At 46.8% G+C, this 18,975-nt stretch carries 18 protein-coding genes and 1 pseudogene; 16 read left to right on the forward strand and 3 right to left on the reverse strand.

Going from position 1 to position 18,975, the window contains the following annotated elements; all coding sequences use genetic code 11:
• Positions 1–7 precede the first annotated feature (7 nt).
• The 7 genes and pseudogenes from QU667_RS04620 to QU667_RS04650 all read left to right on the forward strand — a co-directional run bounded on the left by QU667_RS04620 (position 8) and on the right by QU667_RS04650 (position 6,967).
• The gene (locus QU667_RS04620) at positions 8–1,021 is read left to right on the forward strand and encodes a FecCD family ABC transporter permease (protein WP_304988148.1); all 1,014 of its coding nucleotides are present in this window, start codon (positions 8–10) and stop codon (positions 1,019–1,021) included.
• On the forward strand, positions 1,018–1,785 hold the full coding sequence (locus tag QU667_RS04625) for an ABC transporter ATP-binding protein (RefSeq protein ID WP_304988149.1): 768 nt from the start codon (positions 1,018–1,020) through the stop codon (positions 1,783–1,785). The genes QU667_RS04620 and QU667_RS04625 overlap by 4 nt, the downstream gene beginning before the upstream one ends.
• Before the next feature lie 434 nt (positions 1,786–2,219).
• Complete coding sequence (locus tag QU667_RS04630; RefSeq protein WP_304988150.1) at positions 2,220–3,041, forward strand: hypothetical protein; 822 nt, start codon at positions 2,220–2,222, stop codon at positions 3,039–3,041.
• Between the two features lie 359 nt (positions 3,042–3,400).
• A pseudogene (locus QU667_RS04635) lies at positions 3,401–3,601 on the forward strand (ATP-binding protein); the annotation flags it as partial.
• Entirely contained in the window at positions 3,598–4,554 is a 957-nt protein-coding gene (locus QU667_RS04640; protein WP_304988151.1) for a bacteriophage abortive infection AbiH family protein, read from the forward strand. The pseudogene QU667_RS04635 and the gene QU667_RS04640, both read left to right, overlap by 4 nt.
• Positions 4,555–4,763: 209 nt before the next feature.
• Positions 4,764–4,952: a hypothetical protein gene (locus QU667_RS04645; protein ID WP_037349554.1), complete on the forward strand. Its 189-nt coding sequence runs from the start codon at positions 4,764–4,766 to the stop codon at positions 4,950–4,952.
• A complete protein-coding gene (locus QU667_RS04650) occupies positions 4,949–6,967 on the forward strand; it encodes a class I SAM-dependent methyltransferase (RefSeq protein ID WP_304988152.1) in 2,019 nt (672 codons plus the stop codon). The genes QU667_RS04645 and QU667_RS04650 overlap by 4 nt, the downstream gene beginning before the upstream one ends.
• Positions 6,968–7,196: 229 nt before the next feature.
• On the opposite strand, the gene QU667_RS04655 is transcribed toward QU667_RS04650, so the two are convergent.
• On the reverse strand, positions 7,197–7,928 hold the full coding sequence (locus QU667_RS04655) for an MvaI/BcnI family restriction endonuclease (RefSeq protein ID WP_304988153.1): 732 nt from the start codon (positions 7,926–7,928) through the stop codon (positions 7,197–7,199).
• A gap of 457 nt (positions 7,929–8,385) precedes the next feature.
• On the opposite strand from QU667_RS04655, the gene QU667_RS04660 reads away from it, so the two are divergent.
• The 7 genes from QU667_RS04660 (at position 8,386) to QU667_RS04690 (ending at position 14,613) form a co-directional block, all read left to right on the forward strand.
• Positions 8,386–9,210: a helix-turn-helix domain-containing protein gene (locus QU667_RS04660; RefSeq protein WP_304988154.1), complete on the forward strand. Its 825-nt coding sequence runs from the start codon at positions 8,386–8,388 to the stop codon at positions 9,208–9,210.
• Between the two features lie 15 nt (positions 9,211–9,225).
• Positions 9,226–9,432: a hypothetical protein gene (locus QU667_RS04665; protein ID WP_037349552.1), complete on the forward strand. Its 207-nt coding sequence runs from the start codon at positions 9,226–9,228 to the stop codon at positions 9,430–9,432.
• Positions 9,433–9,818: 386 nt separating this feature from the next.
• The gene (locus QU667_RS04670) at positions 9,819–10,409 is read left to right on the forward strand and encodes a hypothetical protein (RefSeq protein WP_304988155.1); all 591 of its coding nucleotides are present in this window, start codon (positions 9,819–9,821) and stop codon (positions 10,407–10,409) included.
• A gap of 263 nt (positions 10,410–10,672) precedes the next feature.
• The gene (locus QU667_RS04675) at positions 10,673–10,924 is read left to right on the forward strand and encodes a hypothetical protein (RefSeq protein ID WP_304988156.1); all 252 of its coding nucleotides are present in this window, start codon (positions 10,673–10,675) and stop codon (positions 10,922–10,924) included.
• Complete coding sequence (locus QU667_RS04680) at positions 10,924–12,051, forward strand: DUF2800 domain-containing protein (protein ID WP_343749027.1); 1,128 nt, start codon at positions 10,924–10,926, stop codon at positions 12,049–12,051. The genes QU667_RS04675 and QU667_RS04680 overlap by 1 nt, the downstream gene beginning before the upstream one ends.
• 1 nt (position 12,052) lies before the next feature.
• Positions 12,053–12,610 (forward strand): DUF2815 family protein, encoded by a 558-nt coding sequence (locus QU667_RS04685; protein ID WP_304988157.1) that lies wholly within the window; start codon positions 12,053–12,055, stop codon positions 12,608–12,610.
• 65 nt (positions 12,611–12,675) lie between these two features.
• Positions 12,676–14,613, forward strand: a complete 1,938-nt coding sequence (locus tag QU667_RS04690) for a DNA polymerase (protein ID WP_304988158.1) — start codon at positions 12,676–12,678, stop codon at positions 14,611–14,613.
• Between the two features lie 44 nt (positions 14,614–14,657).
• Here the strand turns inward: QU667_RS04690 and QU667_RS04695 are convergent, their stop codons facing one another.
• A complete protein-coding gene (locus QU667_RS04695; protein ID WP_304988159.1) occupies positions 14,658–15,281 on the reverse strand; it encodes a hypothetical protein in 624 nt (207 codons plus the stop codon).
• Positions 15,282–15,445: 164 nt separating this feature from the next.
• On the reverse strand, positions 15,446–15,859 hold the full coding sequence (locus QU667_RS04700; RefSeq protein ID WP_304988160.1) for a peptide deformylase: 414 nt from the start codon (positions 15,857–15,859) through the stop codon (positions 15,446–15,448).
• A gap of 206 nt (positions 15,860–16,065) precedes the next feature.
• Here QU667_RS04700 and QU667_RS04705 point away from each other — a divergent pair, with 206 nt between their 5' ends.
• Positions 16,066–16,473, forward strand: coding sequence for a DUF7768 domain-containing protein (locus tag QU667_RS04705; protein ID WP_304988161.1), 408 nt, complete (start codon positions 16,066–16,068; stop codon positions 16,471–16,473).
• Complete coding sequence (locus QU667_RS04710) at positions 16,464–18,743, forward strand: DNA primase family protein (RefSeq protein ID WP_304988162.1); 2,280 nt, start codon at positions 16,464–16,466, stop codon at positions 18,741–18,743. Before QU667_RS04705 ends, QU667_RS04710 begins: the two co-directional genes overlap by 10 nt.
• Positions 18,744–18,975 lie beyond the last annotated feature (232 nt).

Here is an 18,975-nt window from a genome sequence, read left to right on the forward strand (position 1 = left end):
CTGCCCTATGAAACAAAACAATGCAGCTCTCTGGACGATCATGACGGTGCTGCTCATCGCTGTATTCTTCCTTTCGCTTGTGGCAGGACGTTTTGCAGTCGAACCGGCGGCCGTCTGTGACATTCTTATGCGTGCGGCCGGAGGCAATGCGGGTACGGATATGGCATCGACTGTCGTTCTGGAGCTGCGCCTGCCGCGGACGATCCTCGCTATGCTCGTCGGCGCGGGGCTTTCGCTCTCGGGTGCAGTCTACCAGGGCATTTTCCGCAATCCGCTTGTCAGCCCCGACGTGCTCGGTGTCTCAAGCGGTGCAGGGTTCGGTGCCGTACTGGGCATCCTCCTCTGGGGGACGGGAACGGGAACATCGGCGATCGCCTTCGTCTGCGGTATGGTGAGTGTCGGGCTCGCGTACTACTTCTCGCGCAGCCGTGGCTCTGTCTCGATGATGTCGCTCGTGCTCTCGGGCATCATCATCTCGTCGATCTTCTCCGCGCTCATCTCGCTCGTGAAATATGTCGCGGATCCCTATGACAAACTGCCCGCCATTACTTACTGGCTCATGGGCAGCCTTGGCAAGGCGGACTTTGATAAAATCCAGATCGTCGGACTGCCGATGATTGCCGCAGGGGCGTTGCTGCTTGCAATCCGCTGGCGGATCAATATTCTCTCACTTGGCGAGGAGGAGGCACGCAGCCTCGGGGTGAATCCCGCACGCATCCGCAACATTGCCATTGTCGCGGCGACGATTCTCACGGCACTCTCGGTGACGGCCTGCGGCATTGTCGGATGGGTCGGGCTCGTCATCCCGCACATGTGCCGCCGCATGGTCGGCGTCGATCATGCACGGCTCCTGCCTGCGGCGTGCTTCACGGGGGCGATCTTCCTCGCGCTCGTCGATATTTGCGCACGGAGTCTCCTTGCGGCAGAGCTGCCCATCGGCATTCTCACGGCACTCCTCGGCGCGCCGTTTTTTGCCTTCCTGCTGAAGCGTACGCGGGAGAAACAGGGGGATTGGTCATGATTACGGTGAAGAATGCCGCCTTTTCCTACGACGGCAGAAATGAACTGTTCTCCGATCTCTCCTTCTCCCTCGCGGCGGGTGAGGTTCTTACCATTCTTGGGCGCAATGGCATCGGCAAGACGACGTTCCTGCGCTGTTTGCTCGGCATCTTGCCGTGGACACGCGGGGAGTGTCTGGTGGACGGGCAGCGTCCCGACCCTGCTGCGGTCAGCGATGTGATCGGCTATGTGCCGCAGAGCCATGCACCTGCCTTTCCCTACACCGTCTTTGAGATGGTTATGATGGGGCGTGCGCGGCGCATCGGACTCTTTCGGACACCTGCGGCGGCAGACCGTGCGCGTGTTGCGGAGCTGCTCGATCTGGTCGGTGTCCTGCCGCTTGCGGAGCGTGCCGCGACCGAGCTAAGCGGCGGACAGCTGCAGATGGTCTACATCGCCCGTGCGCTCGCGGTCGAGCCAAAACTGATGATCCTCGACGAGCCGGAGGCACATCTGGACTTTCATAACCAGATGATTGTCCTGCGTCTGCTGAAGAAGTTGTCACTAGAGCAGAACATGACCATTGTCATGAACACGCATTCACCCGAGAACGCGCTCAAGATCTCGGACAAGAGCCTGCTCATGCGGCGCGGGGAGCAGCTCTTTGGGCCGACAGAAAGCCTGCTCAGTGAGGAGAACCTCTGTCGGTTCTATGACATCGACTGCCGCATTACGGAGACACGCATCGGGGATGAGGTGCATCGGGGGTTGCTGACGTTGTTGTAAAAATTAAGGAGGCATTGATAAATTCAGCCACGCCATCTTGACGCATCTTTTTTGCCCGCACTTTGCCCTCGATCCTCCACATAGCTTTGGCTATGCGTCCGGTTAGGATGTCATTTTCAACGAGGTAAACCAAAAGCTAATCCGGTTGAATATGGCACTCGCGAAAGCCCGCCCAATTCCCATGGAGTTCGTGGAAAACGTCGGTTCAAACGGGGGATTAAAGGAATGGAGGCGAGAAGATGGCGCGCGACGGTATCAATCGCGGAGGCAGGCGCGTCCGAGTGGGAGATATGTTTGACATAGACTATTTCTGTCCATGCTGTTCACTATACTTACGAAAGCACTGATAAATTCGGCATTGTCATCCAATCTGAGGTGCTGTTTTATTAGGACATCCCTAGGAGAGATCAACCGTGTACAGAGAGGAGATCATCATGGCAGAGGTAAAGACCAACGGGCAGACGGACAGCCGGAGAGGGTATTTCGATGTGGACGGCAGCGGGGCAATGACGGAACTCGTATTCCTGTTGGAGTTGAGCGGGCCGATGGCGGCGTTTGAGTCCGATATGATTGACGGATTCAACGATATGATCGCGCGGCTCAGGCAGGAGAGGTCGGATATCCTTGTTTGGCTCTGGAAAGAGATCGCCGGCTGCATCGACCATAAAAAGATCACCCATTGCATTGACCATAATACCCGCGTGCCGATTACCGAGGATTCCGCGCTCATCGAACAGGGCTGCTTTACGCGTCTCCTTACCCTTACGAGACAGTATAGACGTGAACATCCCGAAGATTTCGTAGAGCAGGACAGCTCGCGCGGCAGAGGGGGGCTGTTCGATTCCATCGGCGCCAGCATTCACATGGCTCAGCTCGTGTACCGGGAGGCGCACCCCGAGGAGCGTCCCGTGCGTACGATGTTCATTATTGTAACGGACAACGCAGAGATCGAGCGCGCGAACCAGTACTACTGGATGCCTGACAGCGTGCGGGCGTTGGTACAGCAGCAGGAAAAGGAGGCGGGCTGGGAATTCGTTTTCCTCGGTACGAACATCGACGCGGTGCAGGTCGCAGGAGACGTCGGCATCCCCGCCGAGAATGCCGCCACGTTCGCCTGTGATGCGGCGGGCGTGCGCGAGAACTTCGCGTCGCTCGGGACAATGATCTCCTCGTTTGCCAAAGGTGCGGGCATACCTCCGACATGGTCGGCGCAGATTGCCGAGCATCTCAAAAAAAGTAAGAGTAGTAGAAACTGAGCGGGGGAGATGTTAAGGACTCAAGGAATATGTCCATGATCCCGCATTTTTGAACATCTCGATAAGGCATGGACGAATTGCGTCCATGCCTTTTGCTATACGGTATGTAAAAATATGTGAGAAACAAGTCGATTGATTAATATTTTCATGGTATAATTATTGAAAATTAAATTGATAATAAATTACAGGAGATATAATAAATAATCTCGTACATATACAGCGAAAACAACATCATCTTACCCATAATCTGTCCACATCAATTGCTATGATGAAATTGCAGTGGATGATATGAATGGGAGGCGAATGGTATGAGCTACATCGCAGGTATCTTTGTTATTGGATCGATGATCGGTGCAGTGATTTTGTTTCTCTATGGATTGGTGACAGATCCTAGTAAGAAGACGCTTGAGATGCTGGGTGAGCCGATTGAGGATCGCCAGATTACCGTGTCGCGTGTGAACACAGCGCTGACCTTTCCCTCTAGTATCATTCTCGTAGCCTTAATGAACGACGTAACGTCGATAACGATACAATGTGGTGGTATGCAGGAGGTCGCTTGATTTCTTATGTGAAGTTGCGACATCCGTGGTATGGAGAGAAAATGAGTAATCTATTTATTATAGGGAACGGATTTGATTTATCACATGGTATAAAAAGCTCCTATAGAGATTTTCGTGAATATCTACAGGAGCAATATGATCCAACAAAACATGAAGTATATGATATACCAACGATTAATTGGGAGCATACCTATGATTATAGTGATATAGCAGATTTTTGGTTTAATGTTTTTGATGCGAATAATGATGACATAGAATGGAGCAAGTTCGAGAACTCTTTATATGGGCAGAATTATGGTGATTGTTTCTCTGAAATGGTCATGGATAGAGATGGGGAAGAGAATCTTTTAAAGACTGCATGGAACAATGAGTCATTATCAAAGTCAATAGTGGAGATTGTTCCTTTTATAAATCGATTCTTTACAGAGTGGATAAACCAAGTAGAAATTGATGATGTAAAGCCTAGAAAAAAATTTCAAGAGCTAATTGATCACAATAAAGATATCTTCCTTTCCATGAATTATACACTCACGTTGGAGAAGGTTTACAATATAAGTAAAGTATGTCATATTCATGGAAAAATTGGAGAAGAGTTCATATTTGGTCATGGAGAAGATGATTCGCTTTACGAAAAATATGAGCAAGAAAATATTGGAACGGAGTATAATCTTTCTGATATTGACAGGGCGCTTAAAAAAAACGTGCAGAAAGCATTGAAAACCCATCATAGTTTTTTTGAGCTGCTTGGCAAAGTTCCTGTTGAAAAGATATATTCTTACGGTTTTTCATATGGAAAAGCTGACCTGATATATGTGCAGGAGATAGTGAAATCATTGAGTAGAAATGTAATATGGTGTTTAAATAGTTTTGATGATGCAAATGGTCGCAATAGCATATTTGAATACTCCATAAGAGCGTGTGGATTTAGAGGTGGTTTCGATAGATTCAGTTGATGAGGAGAATTTAAACGTTACCCGGGGGAATTCGTCATAAATGTACGAATTCCCCTCTTTTTTTGTAAAAACAGTGAAGGGAGTATAGAATGTATAAGTTCATAAGGGACGAGATCGTCTACATTATGGAAATGTGTATGCTAACTAATTTGACGATAGACTAGTATTGTGCTATTATCAGACTAAAAACAGTCTGGAGGTAAATTCTTATGGATCATAATCTTATTTATTTGGATACATATATTCTTCAACAGGATATGCGTATTAGAATGCCAAAGAGCATATTATCAAATTTAAATGTTGAAAAAGGGAAGTCAAAATTCAATATATTTTTTGATAAAAAAAACTCCTGTCTTGTACTAAAAGTGGATGAAGTGACCACAGAGGATAATAAATGAAAAAGGTGAATGATACTCATAATATACGAATTGAACGAATATGGTCTATGCCCAATAAGAATACCTTTGAAATGACGCCTATAAAAAAACTGTTGTCTGAAGAAGTTGACTTGACAAAAATGTGGGTAGACCCTTTTGCCAATCAAAATAAGATAGCAAGTATCACCAATGATCTAAGCAAAGAATATGATACAGATTATCATATGGATGCCTTGGATTTTCTCAATATGTTTGATTCCGAGTCTGTTGATGGTGTTCTTTATGATCCTCCATATTCTCCGCGTCAAGTCAGTGAATGTTATAATAGTGTCGGGTACAATGTCACATGGGATACAACCAAAGCTTCTTTTTGGGGAAATCATAAAAGAGCGATTTCTCGTATAGTTAAGCTTGGAGGAAAAGTTATTACATTTGGATGGAACAGTGGTGGAATAGGGTACAAATATGGTTTTGAGATAGAAAGAATATTACTTATTCCTCACGGTGGTTGGCACAATGATACTATTTGTACTGTGGAAGTTAAAACCCATAAAGGTGACCACTGTTCCGCTGTAAAATCAGATGACAATCAAATGAAGGCGGTTCCTATGCTTACATCACAGGACATGCAACTAATTGAAGTCCTTCGAACACTTCCTACTAACTATTGGGATTTCAAGGAAGAAGACACAAAAACATACACACATGGCATTCATAACTATCCTGCTATGATGGTTAGTCCGATCAGTAGAAATATCATAAAAATAGTACGTAATATTCAACCCGTAAAATCTATATTTGATCCTTTTGCTGGTTCGGGAACTGTACTCGTTGAAGGAATGCTAAGTGGTATGGATCTAGTTGCTGGTAATGATATAAATCCATTTGCATTGCTCCTTTGTAAGGTCAAAACGACTAGGTTAGATTATCCAAAGCTAAAGAGATCGTGTGAATTACTATTGGAAAATGTACATAATAGGCTATGCGCTAACAAAGAGGCCTTAGAAAAAGTCGATACATACATTTCTGAAACTCTTGAGCTTGATATTTCGGCAAAAAAGGGATGGGCTGACGATGCGCCATCATTACTGCTTGAATTTTGTAATATAAATAAACTGGATATCCAAATCCCCGACTTCAAAAATATTGGATATTGGTTTAGACCGCGTGTTATTTTAGAGCTGGCAATTATCAAATCGGAAATCCATAGAGTCGCTGATTTTGACATTAGAGACTTTATGTTTGTCGCTATGAGTGAATCCATACGTCTTGTATCAAATCGCCGCAATGGTGAATTTAAAATGTTCAGGATGCCAGCTCCAAAAGTGCTAACGTTCAAACCGGATGCTTATACCGAGTTTTCCTCTATTCTCTTACGCAATGTAGAAAAAATGAAAGATTTTTGCGATGCTTTAGACAAAAATGCAGTTGTACCGAAAACAACAATTTACAGTAACAATACTTGTACTTTAGAAGATGTTCCTGATAATTCATTTGACTTAGTAATAACCTCTCCTCCATACGGTGATAGTAGAACTACTGTTGCATATGGTGAGTATAGTCGGCTCTCGCTACAATGGATAAACCTACATAATCTTTCTGAGAAAGAGATTATGGGGTTAGATAAAACATTGATGGGGGGAAATAAGTATCGAAATGGTTTTGAGTTTTCACTTCAAAGTGAAACACTGCGAGCATCTCTCTCAAAAATAAAAGACCTCGATATTGAACGAGCCGGTGATGTATACAGCTTTTATAAAGATTTAGATGCTTCGATAAAGAGCGTTGCAGTGAAAACTAAATCCGGTGGCTATCAGTTTTGGGTAGTAGGCAATCGTACTGTAAAAAATGAATTGCTGGAAACAGAGGTTATCATTACAGAGCTAGCTTCACAGTACGGTCTAGTACCTATTTATATAATAAACAGAAATATACCAAACAAAATTATGCCTTCTCGAAATTCGCCCACGAACGAAACAGGGAAGACCAATACGACTATGACCAAGGAGCATATTGTTATCCTTCGAAAAGAATAACGACTATCTCCTTGTCGTTTTGGCATACTGGACTCTAATTGAGATAATGGGAAGAGAAAAAGCCCTCTTGTCGTAAATTCAAGAACGAAACAAGAGGGCTATAATATTATGTCAGGTTTAATACTGAGTTTTATGGACTCAGCAAATCATAAATCAATCACTTAATGATACGATCCCCTGCCAAGGAGGCCGCATTGGTCTATGCAAAAGGGGAGAATACTGACTATTTTTATACGATTCTGTTGTTGTTTTTAAATAACAGAGAATGATCATTTTCTTTGATTCGGAACGCCGTTCCATGATCATGAGTTTGTCCGTCTTTTTGACCGCCGTGATATTGACCTATTCTTAGATCTACGTATATTTTTCCTTGCTCAAGCAAAGTAACAAAAGAGTCATAGTTAAACCCAGAGACCTCATATGCCTCTACAAACTTAAACTCTTCATCTTTCCCGGAACCTTGTGCTTGTGCCTTAGCATAAATAAACTTATTCTTATACTTCTTTTCGAAAGCCGTTTTCAAGTCCTTTCTTGTCCAGTACGCATATTCTGTTTCGATTTCATCTATAATTGATATTTGGGTTGGGTCGCAGGAGATTTTAAGACTATGCCCTGTGTTTGCGATTGAGGTAAATCCAGCTGCAGATAGCGTTGCATGGAGAACCTTTTCCTTGTTACTATATGCATCACTTGAATATCCAAATGTCATTCGCAAAGTATTAATTGCTCCTCGGGGTTGAGGTGTTTTTGTGAAGATAGTAAGCATGCTATTAGATCCAAGACGGCACGACTTAAGTTCATAGTCACCGAAGTCTGGACCATCGATGTTATTTTCCTGAATTTCAAGGAGATCTTCTAAGGTTTTTCCGATTCCGGTAGGCCCAGATCGGTGGGTTCGAATCCATCCCATATTGCAAATTTTATTATATTCACGAATAAAATCATCCAATGTATAAATCATTTATGATCGTTCCTTTCAGTTAACATCAACAACTATTAATGAATTTTCACATTACGCATTAGAAGTATTCGACATTTACAGCCTTAGCTCCTGCATATTGATTTTTGTCATTTTTAGTATAGCCTTATCATCATCTCAAAAGAGGAGTTCTACATAGTCAGCCGCTCTCATGTCATGTCTTGATGACACGGGAGCGGATCCTTTATAGGATAAAAATGATCAGAATGAAATACAAATCGGATTATATTCGAATATTATGGGGAGAAATTTTAAACTTTATTGACATGACATCAGATTTTTAATGAATATGAGTAGGGATATTACTTATAGGAGCATCTTAGGTGATAATATAGAAAATGTTGTAGAGTTAATCATGCAACAAAGGATGTTGATGAAAATATAAAATCAATAAAAATGGTTGACGAGTACATAAATATCTGATAAAATGAGATCACAATTGAAAGAGGTGACAAAAATGCCAACAGATTTCGATAGAACTTTGTTTTTTGACAATATCTCCTATTTGATAAAGAAGCATGATCTAAAAATAGGTGAGATTGAGAACAGTGCAGGAGTTAGTGCCGGATATATTTCTCGTGCCAGCAAGGACGAAAAGTCAAAGCCGGGGGTCGAGTTTGTAATGAAGATCGCAGAGTTGTTGCAGATCAATGTCGACACTTTACTGCGGGCAGATTTGACAAACGCTACGCCGACCGAGAAGTATCTTATGTCGTTTTTGGGCAAGCTAAATAGTGACACTGTATCAGATAGTCTTAACTGGGTACGGGAATCGAAAGAGGAATTAAATCGACTGCAGGAAGATCAATATGGTAATACCGGGCACCCATTATTCAAATTGCGTACATACGATGCGTCAAATGATTATGATGGCTCGATTGGAGATGTTACTCAGGTAGTATTCGCATCACATAACTTTGATTGTCGCACGGCGGTATATAGGGATTGTTATTCCTTACGAATGAAGAATGGTACACTTTTACATCTGATGAATATTTGTAAAACATATTCATCTCTTTCAGATTCTGATACCTTCGCCATAGAAGTTTGGATGACTCCGTTGAGAGAAGAACCTCAGTTCCTTTGCGATAATAAGGGAGAAGCTACGATTTCTCGCCTTATTGATGGCTTATATACAACCGTCAGTGAGAATATGAGGCATCCAAAAATTGACAAGAACATACGATACGTCATTGATGCATTTATGAAGAATGACTTGGAAGATGATCCACCGGTATTTGACGCAGATGATATCCCATTTTGAGGAGGTTCCTTGTGTATGAAGATACAAATTCGTAGCCTATGCAGCGACTGTGCCAATCCTCCACGCTTCTGCGATGCAATCCTTGAAGAGGATGAGCAAATTTATCTGGTTCGCAAGGATCAGAAAACAAATCGGTATGTCAAAATTCTTTGGGAAGATGTCGTTTACCAAGTGAATAAATTGAAACCACGAAACATGAAGCTACCGCAACATGCCCCGTAAATAACGTGGAGCTAACCGCCGGAGTTATCTGATTCAGCCATAAGGCTAAATGGATAACTCCGGCGGTTTTTTATTTGTCAAAAACTAGCGGCCTTCAATTGTAATTAAGCTAGGAGAGGGGAAGTCTTTTTGAGGAGGGGAGAATAATGAGGTCGTAAATTCTTATATCAAGTGATTCAGTTTAAAGTCTCAAAGCCTTGAGATGGCCATTAAAGGCGGCGGGAACATACGAAGACCCCATTGCAAAAAAATGCAATGAATACGGCACTTCGATGTCCCACCGTTTACCGCTATGTCCATTTTTAGGTAATTGCGGCCGGTGTACGTCAAGTGCATCGGCCTTCGTTGTATCCCGCTGACCTTGTCTTGTCAGAAAGGATACGACGATGAAAGAATTTATTTTAATGGAAGTCACTGCTGAGACAATTCGTGATTATGGTATTTCCCGCAATGAAGTTGAGTGGTGTCGGATCGGTAATCGTAGGGTACAGGCCGTGAAAGTCTTGGCTACATACGAGGTCTTCACGTTCTATAAACGTTCAGTATTACGTGAACAACAGCAAGAATGTCGAGCAAAGTATTCGTGCATATACAAGAATCGCAAGAATATGTGCGACCACAACTGCGAGAGTTGTACACATCCTGTGTACCGAGAATCGTGGGTTGGTGTTGTGAAAGAAGAAATATTCATTTCAGAGCCGCTGGAGACTACTTGCATAAAGAGGCTGCTGATTGAGGCGCTCATCACTGAAGTCAACAAACTTGCTCCGATGGATCAGCTCCTCCTTAAATTGATTGGTCAAGCTGTATCGGAGCGTGAGATTGCAAGAATTATGGGTGGGAGATCAAAGACGGCTATCCACAAGAGAAAAGAAAAACTTTTCGTGATGCTCCGAAAAAAACTTGAAAATACGGTGACCATTAAGCCGCATTCTGTCTGCACTCTAGTGAAAGGGGGAAAGAGAACTGTGAGGTAAAACTCACCGTTGGTCTTCCGGAGATCAGACAGATTGCCGTCAATTCCGAGAAACGGAATCAGCTGAAAGGTGGTGCTGAAAACAAACATCTGAGATTTTCAAAAAATATTTTGAAACAAGGTGACCAAACGACCACATTCTGTCTGCACTTTAGTGAAAGGGGGAAAGCAGAATGTGAGTTGAAACTCACTGTTGTCATTCGGTAATCAGACAGATTGCCAAACTGCCGAAAGAAACTCTGTTTATGAAAGGGATTAATGAACATGATTCATGTGAACGAAATCTCCAAAATGCTCCGTGAGGCAGCAGATGCACTTGAAGCCGCAATCCCGCAGATTGAAAAACCAGACGAAGGTGTGCGGCTCGAAGATGTCCGTATTGTTCTCGTCCGTAAGAGTACGGAGGGAAAACGCGAGGCGGTCAAGGATCTTATCACAAAGTATGGAGCGGAGCGTCTGAGCGACATCTCGCCCGATGCCTTCGTTGCTCTTCTCCGGGAAGCGGAGGCACTCTGATGGGGGCGCACGCGCTGCTCTCACCGTCAGCGGCGCATCGGTGGATACGCTGTCCGCCGTCTGCTTGCCTTGAGCGCGAGTTTCCATCTTCGTCGAGCGAAGCCGCCGCTGAAGGGACAGCGGCGCATGCGCTCTGTGAGCACAAGCTCCGCAAGTTTCTAAAACTGCGCAGTAAGAGACCACACTCGGATTTCGAGGATGATGAGATGGACCGCTGCTCCGATGCGTATGTTTCGTTCGTGCAGGAGCAGATGGGAGAAATCCCGTCCCCGATGGTACTGGTCGAGCAGCGGCTCGATCTCACACGCCACGTTCCGGAAGCATTCGGGACGGCGGACTGCATCATTGTCGGCGGGGATATGCTCCATGTCATTGACTTCAAGTATGGCATGGGCGTGATTGTGGAGGCAGAGCACAATCCGCAGATGATGCTCTACGCGCTTGGTGCACTGGATCTTCTTGACGGGATCTACGACATCCAGACAATCTCCATGAGCATTTTCCAGCCCCGCAGGGAAAATGTGTGCACATGGTCACTCACAAAAGAAGACCTCCTCCGTTGGGCTAGGGATGATCTTGTGGAGAAAGCACGTCTCGCTTATGCGGGTGAGGGCGCGTTCTGTGCGGGAGAATGGTGTACATTCTGCCGTGCCGCTGTCCGCTGCAGAGCGCGTGCGGAGGAGAAACTTCGCCTTGCGCGGGAGGAGTTCAGCCTCCCGCCGCTCATTACGGACGAGGAGATCGAGGAGGTTCTCGGTGAGATTCCTGATCTAATCAAGTGGGCAAATGCAATCCTCGTCTACGCAACGGACGCTGCCATCAATCATGGTAAGGCTTGGAAAGGCTTCAAAGTGGTGGAAGGCCGCTCCGTCCGAAAGTACAAAGATGAAGATGCCGTTGCAAGGGCGGCGAAAGCGGCAGGTTATACGGACATCTTCAATACGAAGCTCATCCCACTGACAGAAATGGAGAAAGTAATGGGTAAAGAAGTATTTGCAAAAACGATTGGCAGTCTTATTGAAAAACCGCCCGGCAAGCCGACGCTCGTTCCGCTTTCGGACAAGCGTCCGGCGATTCACACAGGTAATGTCCGGTCCGAATTCAAAACTATTACGGAGGAAAACTAAAATGGCAATGAAGAACAAGAACACGAAGGTTATCACGGGCAAGGTTCGTCTCTCCTATGCACATGTGTGGGAGCCGGTATCCATCAACGGGGGCGAGGAGAAATACTCCGTCAGCCTCATCATTCCCAAGTCGGATACCAAAACCGTCAAGGATATCAATGCAGCAGTGGATGCCGCTATCGAAGCGGGCATCGGCAAATTCGGCGGGAAGAAACCGAACAAGGGAGCGATCAAGCTGCCACTGCGCGATGGCGATGTCGAGCGTCCCGATGACGAGAACTACAAGGATGCCTACTTCATCAACGCAAATTCACGGACAGCTCCGCAGATTGTCGACTCCAAGGTACAGCCGATTCTGGATCGTGACGAGGTCTACTCCGGCTGCTATGCCCATGTGAGCATTACGCTCTATGCGTTCAACAACAATGGGAACAAAGGCATTGCTTGCGGTCTCGGAAACATCCAGAAAGTTGCGGACGGCGAACCGCTCGGCGGGCGCACAACGGCAGCATCGGACTTTAAGAGTCTCGATGAGGATGACGAGGATTTCCTCAGCTGATCCATCGGAATTTACAGGAATGGGCGGCGGTGCAAGCCGCTGCCTGTTTTTATGGGAGAAGAGATATGAAGTCCATCAGTATCGATATTGAGACATTTTCAAGCGTCCCACTTGCAAAGGCGGGCGTATATAAATATGCGGAGGCAGAGGATTTTGAAATCCTGCTGTTCGGATATTTTGTGGATGGAGGAGAAGTGCAGGTTGTGGATCTGGAGAATGGGGAAGAGATCCCGAAAGAGATTCTTGCGGCACTAACGGATGAGACTGTCACAAAATGGGCGTTCAACGCCATGTTTGAGCGTGTATGCCTTTCACGGCATCTAGGCATTCACCTAAAACCGAACGCATGGTGTTGCTCCATGATCTGGGCGGCAACGCTCGGACTGCCGCTCTCTCTGAAAGAGGTTGGTACGGTGCTGCGTCTTGATCGGCAGAAGTTGGAGGAGGGGAAAGACCTCATACGGTATTTCTGCGTTCCGTGCAAGGCATCCAAGAGCAACGGGGGCAGGACGCGCAATCTTCCTGCGGATGCTCCCGAAAAATGGGAGCTATTCAAGGAATACAACAAACGAGATGTGGAAACGGAGATGGAAATTCAAGCACGATTGAAGAAATTTCCCGTATCGGAGAGCGAGTGGGAGAACTACGTCATCGACCAAGAAATCAATGACCGTGGAATTTCGGTAGATACCACATTTGTCTCACAGGCGATTCGTTGCGATGAGCGCAGCAAGGTAATTTGTCTTGAGCGGGCGCAGAATCTCACTGGTCTTGAGAATCCGAACTCTCCGCTGCAGCTTATGGACTGGCTGCACGGGAAGGGACTTTTTGTGGAATCTCTTGCAAAAAGTGAAGTGAGCAAAATGCTCAAAACAGCCGTGGGAGACGTGCGGGAGGTATTGGAACTTCGGCAGCGGCTTGCAAAGACGAGTATCAAGAAATATATGGCAATGGAAGCGGTCACGGGAGCGGATCACCGTGCGCGTGGATTGTTCCAGTTTTACGGTGCAAACAGAACGGGACGCTTCGCAGGGCGACTCATTCAATTACAGAATTTGCCCCAAAACCATCTCACGCAGCTGAAGGCGGTTCGCACACTTGTCAAAGACGGTAACTTCGACCTTCTGGATATGCTCTATGACAGTACCTCGGATGTGCTCTCTCAGCTTATCCGCACCTCGTTTGTACCACAGTCCGGCTGCCGCTTCATTGTTGCCGACTACTCTGCCATCGAAGCAAGAGTTCTCGCATGGCTTGCGGGGGAGCGGTGGGTACTTGATGTGTTTCAAAAGAACGGAGATATTTACTGCGAAACGGCATCGCGTATGTTTCATTGCAAGGTCGAAAAGCATGGCGAGAATGGAGATCTGCGCCAGAAAGGGAAACAGGCGGTTTTGAGTTGTGGATACGGCGGCTCCGTTGGCGCTCTTATTGCGATGGGCGCGGTCGAGTCCGGCATGAAGGAGGAGGAGCTTCAACCGCTTGTAGATTTGTGGCGTGTATCGAATCCACATATCGTGCAATTCTGGTGGGATGTGGATCGTGCCGTCAAGACCTGTGTGAAGCAGCATATTGAAATAGAAACGCACGGTGTCTGCTGTACATATAAAAGCGGCGTTTTGTTTATACGATTGCCGAGCGGCAGAGAACTTGCGTATGCAAAGCCACGCATCGGAGAGAATCGATTCGGAAGGGAATCCGTCACCTATGAAGGTCTTGGTATGACAAAGAAGTGGGAGAGGATTGAAACCTTCGGCGGGAAACTTGTTGAAAATATCACACAGGCAACAGCTTGTGATCTGCTCGTCTTCGCAATGAAACAGCTGCGGAACAGGGGCTTTGACATCGTGATGCACGTCCATGACGAAATCGTGCTCGAAGTGCCGCATGGAGTCTCCTCCGTCGAAGAGATATGCTCCATCATGGCAGAGAATCCACCGTGGGCGAAGGGGCTGCCGCTCAAGGCGGATGGGTATGCGTGTGAGTTCTATCGGAAGGACTAAATAAATCAGGCAGACTGCGAATGTTGCAGTCTGCCTGATTCATGCTAGAGCTTACGAATGCCAAACCATCGTGCATTTTGATCCCAAAAGAGCTGCAGCCGTAAATCCACAGCAAATTTTCGTTGATACTGGAACTGGGCTCCCGGCGGCATGTACTCGTGCTGATTTGTGAGCAAGAATCTGCCGCTTCCGTCCTCGTTGATGGAGGTTCGTATTTGATGCCAGTCTCCTGAGGTATATCCCATCTGTGTGAGACTATCAATGGAGACAAAGCAAACCCAGTTACCGTCTCTTTTTCCAACAATCCAGTATCCACAGTTTTTGGCATGAGCTCCTCGGTCTGCGATGATCTCAAAAAACTTCATACTGGGATTCGTTGTGTAAATTTCGCGCACCGCGTATCCGATACCCGCATTTGTACCGTCGTAGCCGGTAAAGGACATATAGTCATGTCGCCCGTCACGACTCATTAGTTTGAGAACCCCACTATTCAGTGTCACAAACTTTAAGGATTCGTTGTCATAAGAGGCGTTGACTTCCTTGGTGTTCATGTAAAGGAAGGTGGCTTTTCCGGGCGTAAGAAAGGTGGTTTCCTGAGCATATACAGTACCCCAAAGGGAAAAGACGAATAGTGCCAATACGGACGAAATACGAAACAAATATTTCATAGTAGTATCCCTCCTGCATCTTTTTGGACAAAGAGCTTATTTTTCCTGTGCATATATTCTTTTTTAGAGATATTTGGTCTCTATCCCGTCAATTGGCATCGCTTGATATGTAAGACATTGTTTATGCTCACGCAAACAAATAGAGCCTAAAATCCCCAAAATTCTCATATCAGAATACCGTTGCAGTGGTCAATCTCATGTTGAATGATCTGCGCCGTAAAGTCCGAGAACTTGTTTTTCTGCTTGCGGAACTTTATATCACGGTATACGACTTCAACCCATTCATGCCGCATGGTTTTCCGCTGTCCGGGGAGAGACAGACATCCTTCCTCTGCTTCATATTGCTCCGAGGAGGATTTTACAATCTCCGGATTCAGCATAACAAGATGAGATTTTCCAACGCATACAGCGATGATGCGTTTCTTCTCTCCGATCATGTTGGCAGCAAGTCCGACGCAATGTCCGACGTGGGCTTTGAGTGTGTCGAGCAGATCGTTTCCAATGGAAAGATCGGATTTCACAGCTTCCTCCGATGGCTGTCCCAGAAACATGGCATCTTTGACAATCGGTCGTACCATCTGTCTCCTCCTTTATTCGTTTTAATATTCGCGTGCACAAACAAGTTTTCCTGCAAACATCTATGAAGGATTTTGAACCATGAATATTTGTCAAAATAAATTTGATTGAAAAATTTTTAAAGAAACGGTGACCACTTCCCCTTTTTCTGTCTGCACTCTTATGAAAAGGGGATGTGATTTCCCCGTGATTGAAAAGGAGAAAATCTATGCAACACTTCAACGAATCTCACTATCCAGACCCGACAGCGGGAGAAGCGATGCGAAGCCTTGAGAAGGAGCTGAACGCTACTTTGCCAATCATCTACATCTGTTCGGCATATCACAACAATCCGCGCGTCAATGTCATGCGGGCGCGGGAGTATTGCCGCTTTGCCGTGCGGCGCGGATGCATCCCTCTGGCTCCGCATCTTCTGTTTCCTCAGTTCATCTCTGAGGTGCAGGATCGCGAACTTGCCATCCGTATGAATTTTGTCCTCCTGCGTCAGTGCAAGGAACTCTGGGCGTTTGGCACGGAAATTACCGAAGGTATGCAGATGGAGATTGCAAAGGCAAGATCACTCTGCATTCCGGTGCGCTACTACAACACGAAGTGCGAGGAGGTCGTATGGGGATGACCATCGACGAACTCAAAGCGCAGAAAATCTGGATCTGCTGGAACTATGCCATGCAGAACGGCAATCGAACGAAGAAACCCTGTGCCGCAGATGGCGGTATCACGGGATCGAATCATGCGTTCCGGGCAACATGGGTGACGTTCGAGGAAGCTCAATGTGCGGCAGAGGCATTGTCCTACGGGGGTGTCGGCTTCATTATCCCAAAGGGAATGTACTTCTTGGACATTGACCACAGGGACGAAGCAGATGCGATGGTGCAGCTGCAGATCCGCAGACACGACACCTATGCCGAGAAATCCGTCAGCGGAAACGGCATCCACATCTATGGCTGCTGTGATTATGACCGCATCCCGAAAATAAAGGACAAGGACGGTAAGGAAAAACTTGACCCGAAATTCTACGTCAAAAATCCGCACAACAAAATGGAACTTTACGTCGGAGGACTGACCAACCGTTTTGCGGTATTCACGGGCGATGTGTTCCATGATGCGCCTCTTAACAATGGGACGGAAGCCGTACTTACCACACTCAGAAAGGATATGCTGCGCAAACAGCCCGTGAACTATCGTCCGAACGAGGATGGCGACCGCGCCGTATTCGACATCGTTTGTTCTTTGCGAAAAGCGAAGAACGGTGGGAAGTTTGCACGGCTCTTTGACCGTGGCGACATCTCGGAGTATGGCAGTGCCTCGGAAGCGGATGCCGCCCTCTGTGCCCTGATTGCCTTTCGGACGGGTGACGATGCAGCTCTGATTGATGCCGTCTTTCGTCGGTCCGCGCTTTACCGCCGGAAGTGGGAGCGCGAGGACTACAAGGCAGCGACCATTCGCGTCGGCGTGGAAGCCTGTCACGGCGTGTTCCATGCATCGGTAATGGATCACCCGGATTTCATTCACTTCAACACCAAAGGACAGCCGGTGATCAGTTGCCCTGCTCTTGCAGATTACATTCGGCAGCATCTAAGCTACATCTTCGTTCGGGACAGTGCACGGCACGGCGTGCTGCGCTACGTCTACGAGGGCGGTGTGTACCGTCTCTACGCCGACGATATGCTCAAAGGACTTATCAAGAACTGCATCGCCGCCTACGATCCCGAGATGATTGAGATGCGTAAAGTAGACGAGACGTTCCGCATCCTCACAACGGATCTGGACTACATCAAGGATTCCGACCTCAATGCCGACGAGGACATCATCAACTTTCAGAACGGGATTCTGCATCTCTCTACAATGGAACTGACCGAGCACAGCCCCGATCTCTTATCCACCATACAAATCCCATGCGAATGGACTCGTGAGGAGATTGCAACACCCGTGTTCGACGCATTCATGCAGACACTCACGGATGGGGAAATCGAGATTGAGCGACTGCTGCTTGAATTCATCGGTGCGTGTCTGTCCAACGTCAAAGGCTGGCGTATGAAGAAGGCTCTCTTTATGTACGGAGCAGGGGATACGGGAAAATCCCGCCTCAAATGTCTGGTGGAGCAGCTGCTTGGCAGGGGGAACTATGTCGGCATTGATCTTCGTGAGATCGAGGCACGATTCGGGACGGGGCTGATCTACGGGATGCGGCTTGCTGGCAGCTCGGATATGAGCTTCATCACTGTGGATGAACTCAAGACATTCAAGAAATGCACGGGCGGAGACAGCATCTTCGCGGAGTTCAAGGGGCAGAACGGATTCGAGTTCACTTTCAACGGACTGTTCTGGTTCTGCATGAATCAGCTGCCAAGATTCGGCGGCGATGATGGGCAGTGGGTGCATGACCGTATCATACAGGTACATTGCAAGAATGCCATCCCGCTTGAAAAGCAGGACAGGCTTCTCGGAGAAAAGCTCTATGCCGAGCGCGACGGGATCGTCCGCAAAGCTGTCCATGCGCTGCGTGCAGTTATCCAAAACGGCTATCGCTTTACGGAGCCGCAGTCGGTTCTGTCGGCAAGAGAGGAATATATGGTCGAGAACAACTCCGTGCTTGCGTTCCACGCAGAGTGCATGATGAAACGTCCCGAGGGAGCAAAATGCAGCGAGGTCACAACGGGCAAGGTCTACCGCATCTATCAGGCATGGTGCAGGGACAACAACAACGGCTTCGCAAAGACCGCACGGGAGTTCAGAACCACACTGGCTCGGTATTACAAGACGGATTTCAGTTCAATGACCATACGTCGAAGCTACGGCAGTGTGTATAAGGATCTGATTCTGAATGAGGATGCTGTCCGCGAATACACAGTGCTCTACAACGGACCGGAAGAAGATTTTTTGTGACAGTAGTGAGCGTTCCGTGACAGTAAAAACAAAGAACTGTCACCGGCTCAAACCCTTGTCATTATTGGGATTACGGAACATGAGTGATAGTAGTGACAGTTCTTTTATCTTTTATATATAGGGAAAAAAGAAAACTTAGGAAGAAAGAAAAGATAAAAATATTTATATATATATATATAAAGATATAGGCGGCAACCATCACTACCATCACTTCATGCCCTGAAAGCGAGGA

Origin of the sequence: Selenomonas dianae, from assembly GCF_030644225.1 — a bacterium.
In the GTDB taxonomy this organism is placed as follows: Bacteria; Bacillota; Negativicutes; order Selenomonadales; family Selenomonadaceae; genus Centipeda; species Centipeda dianae.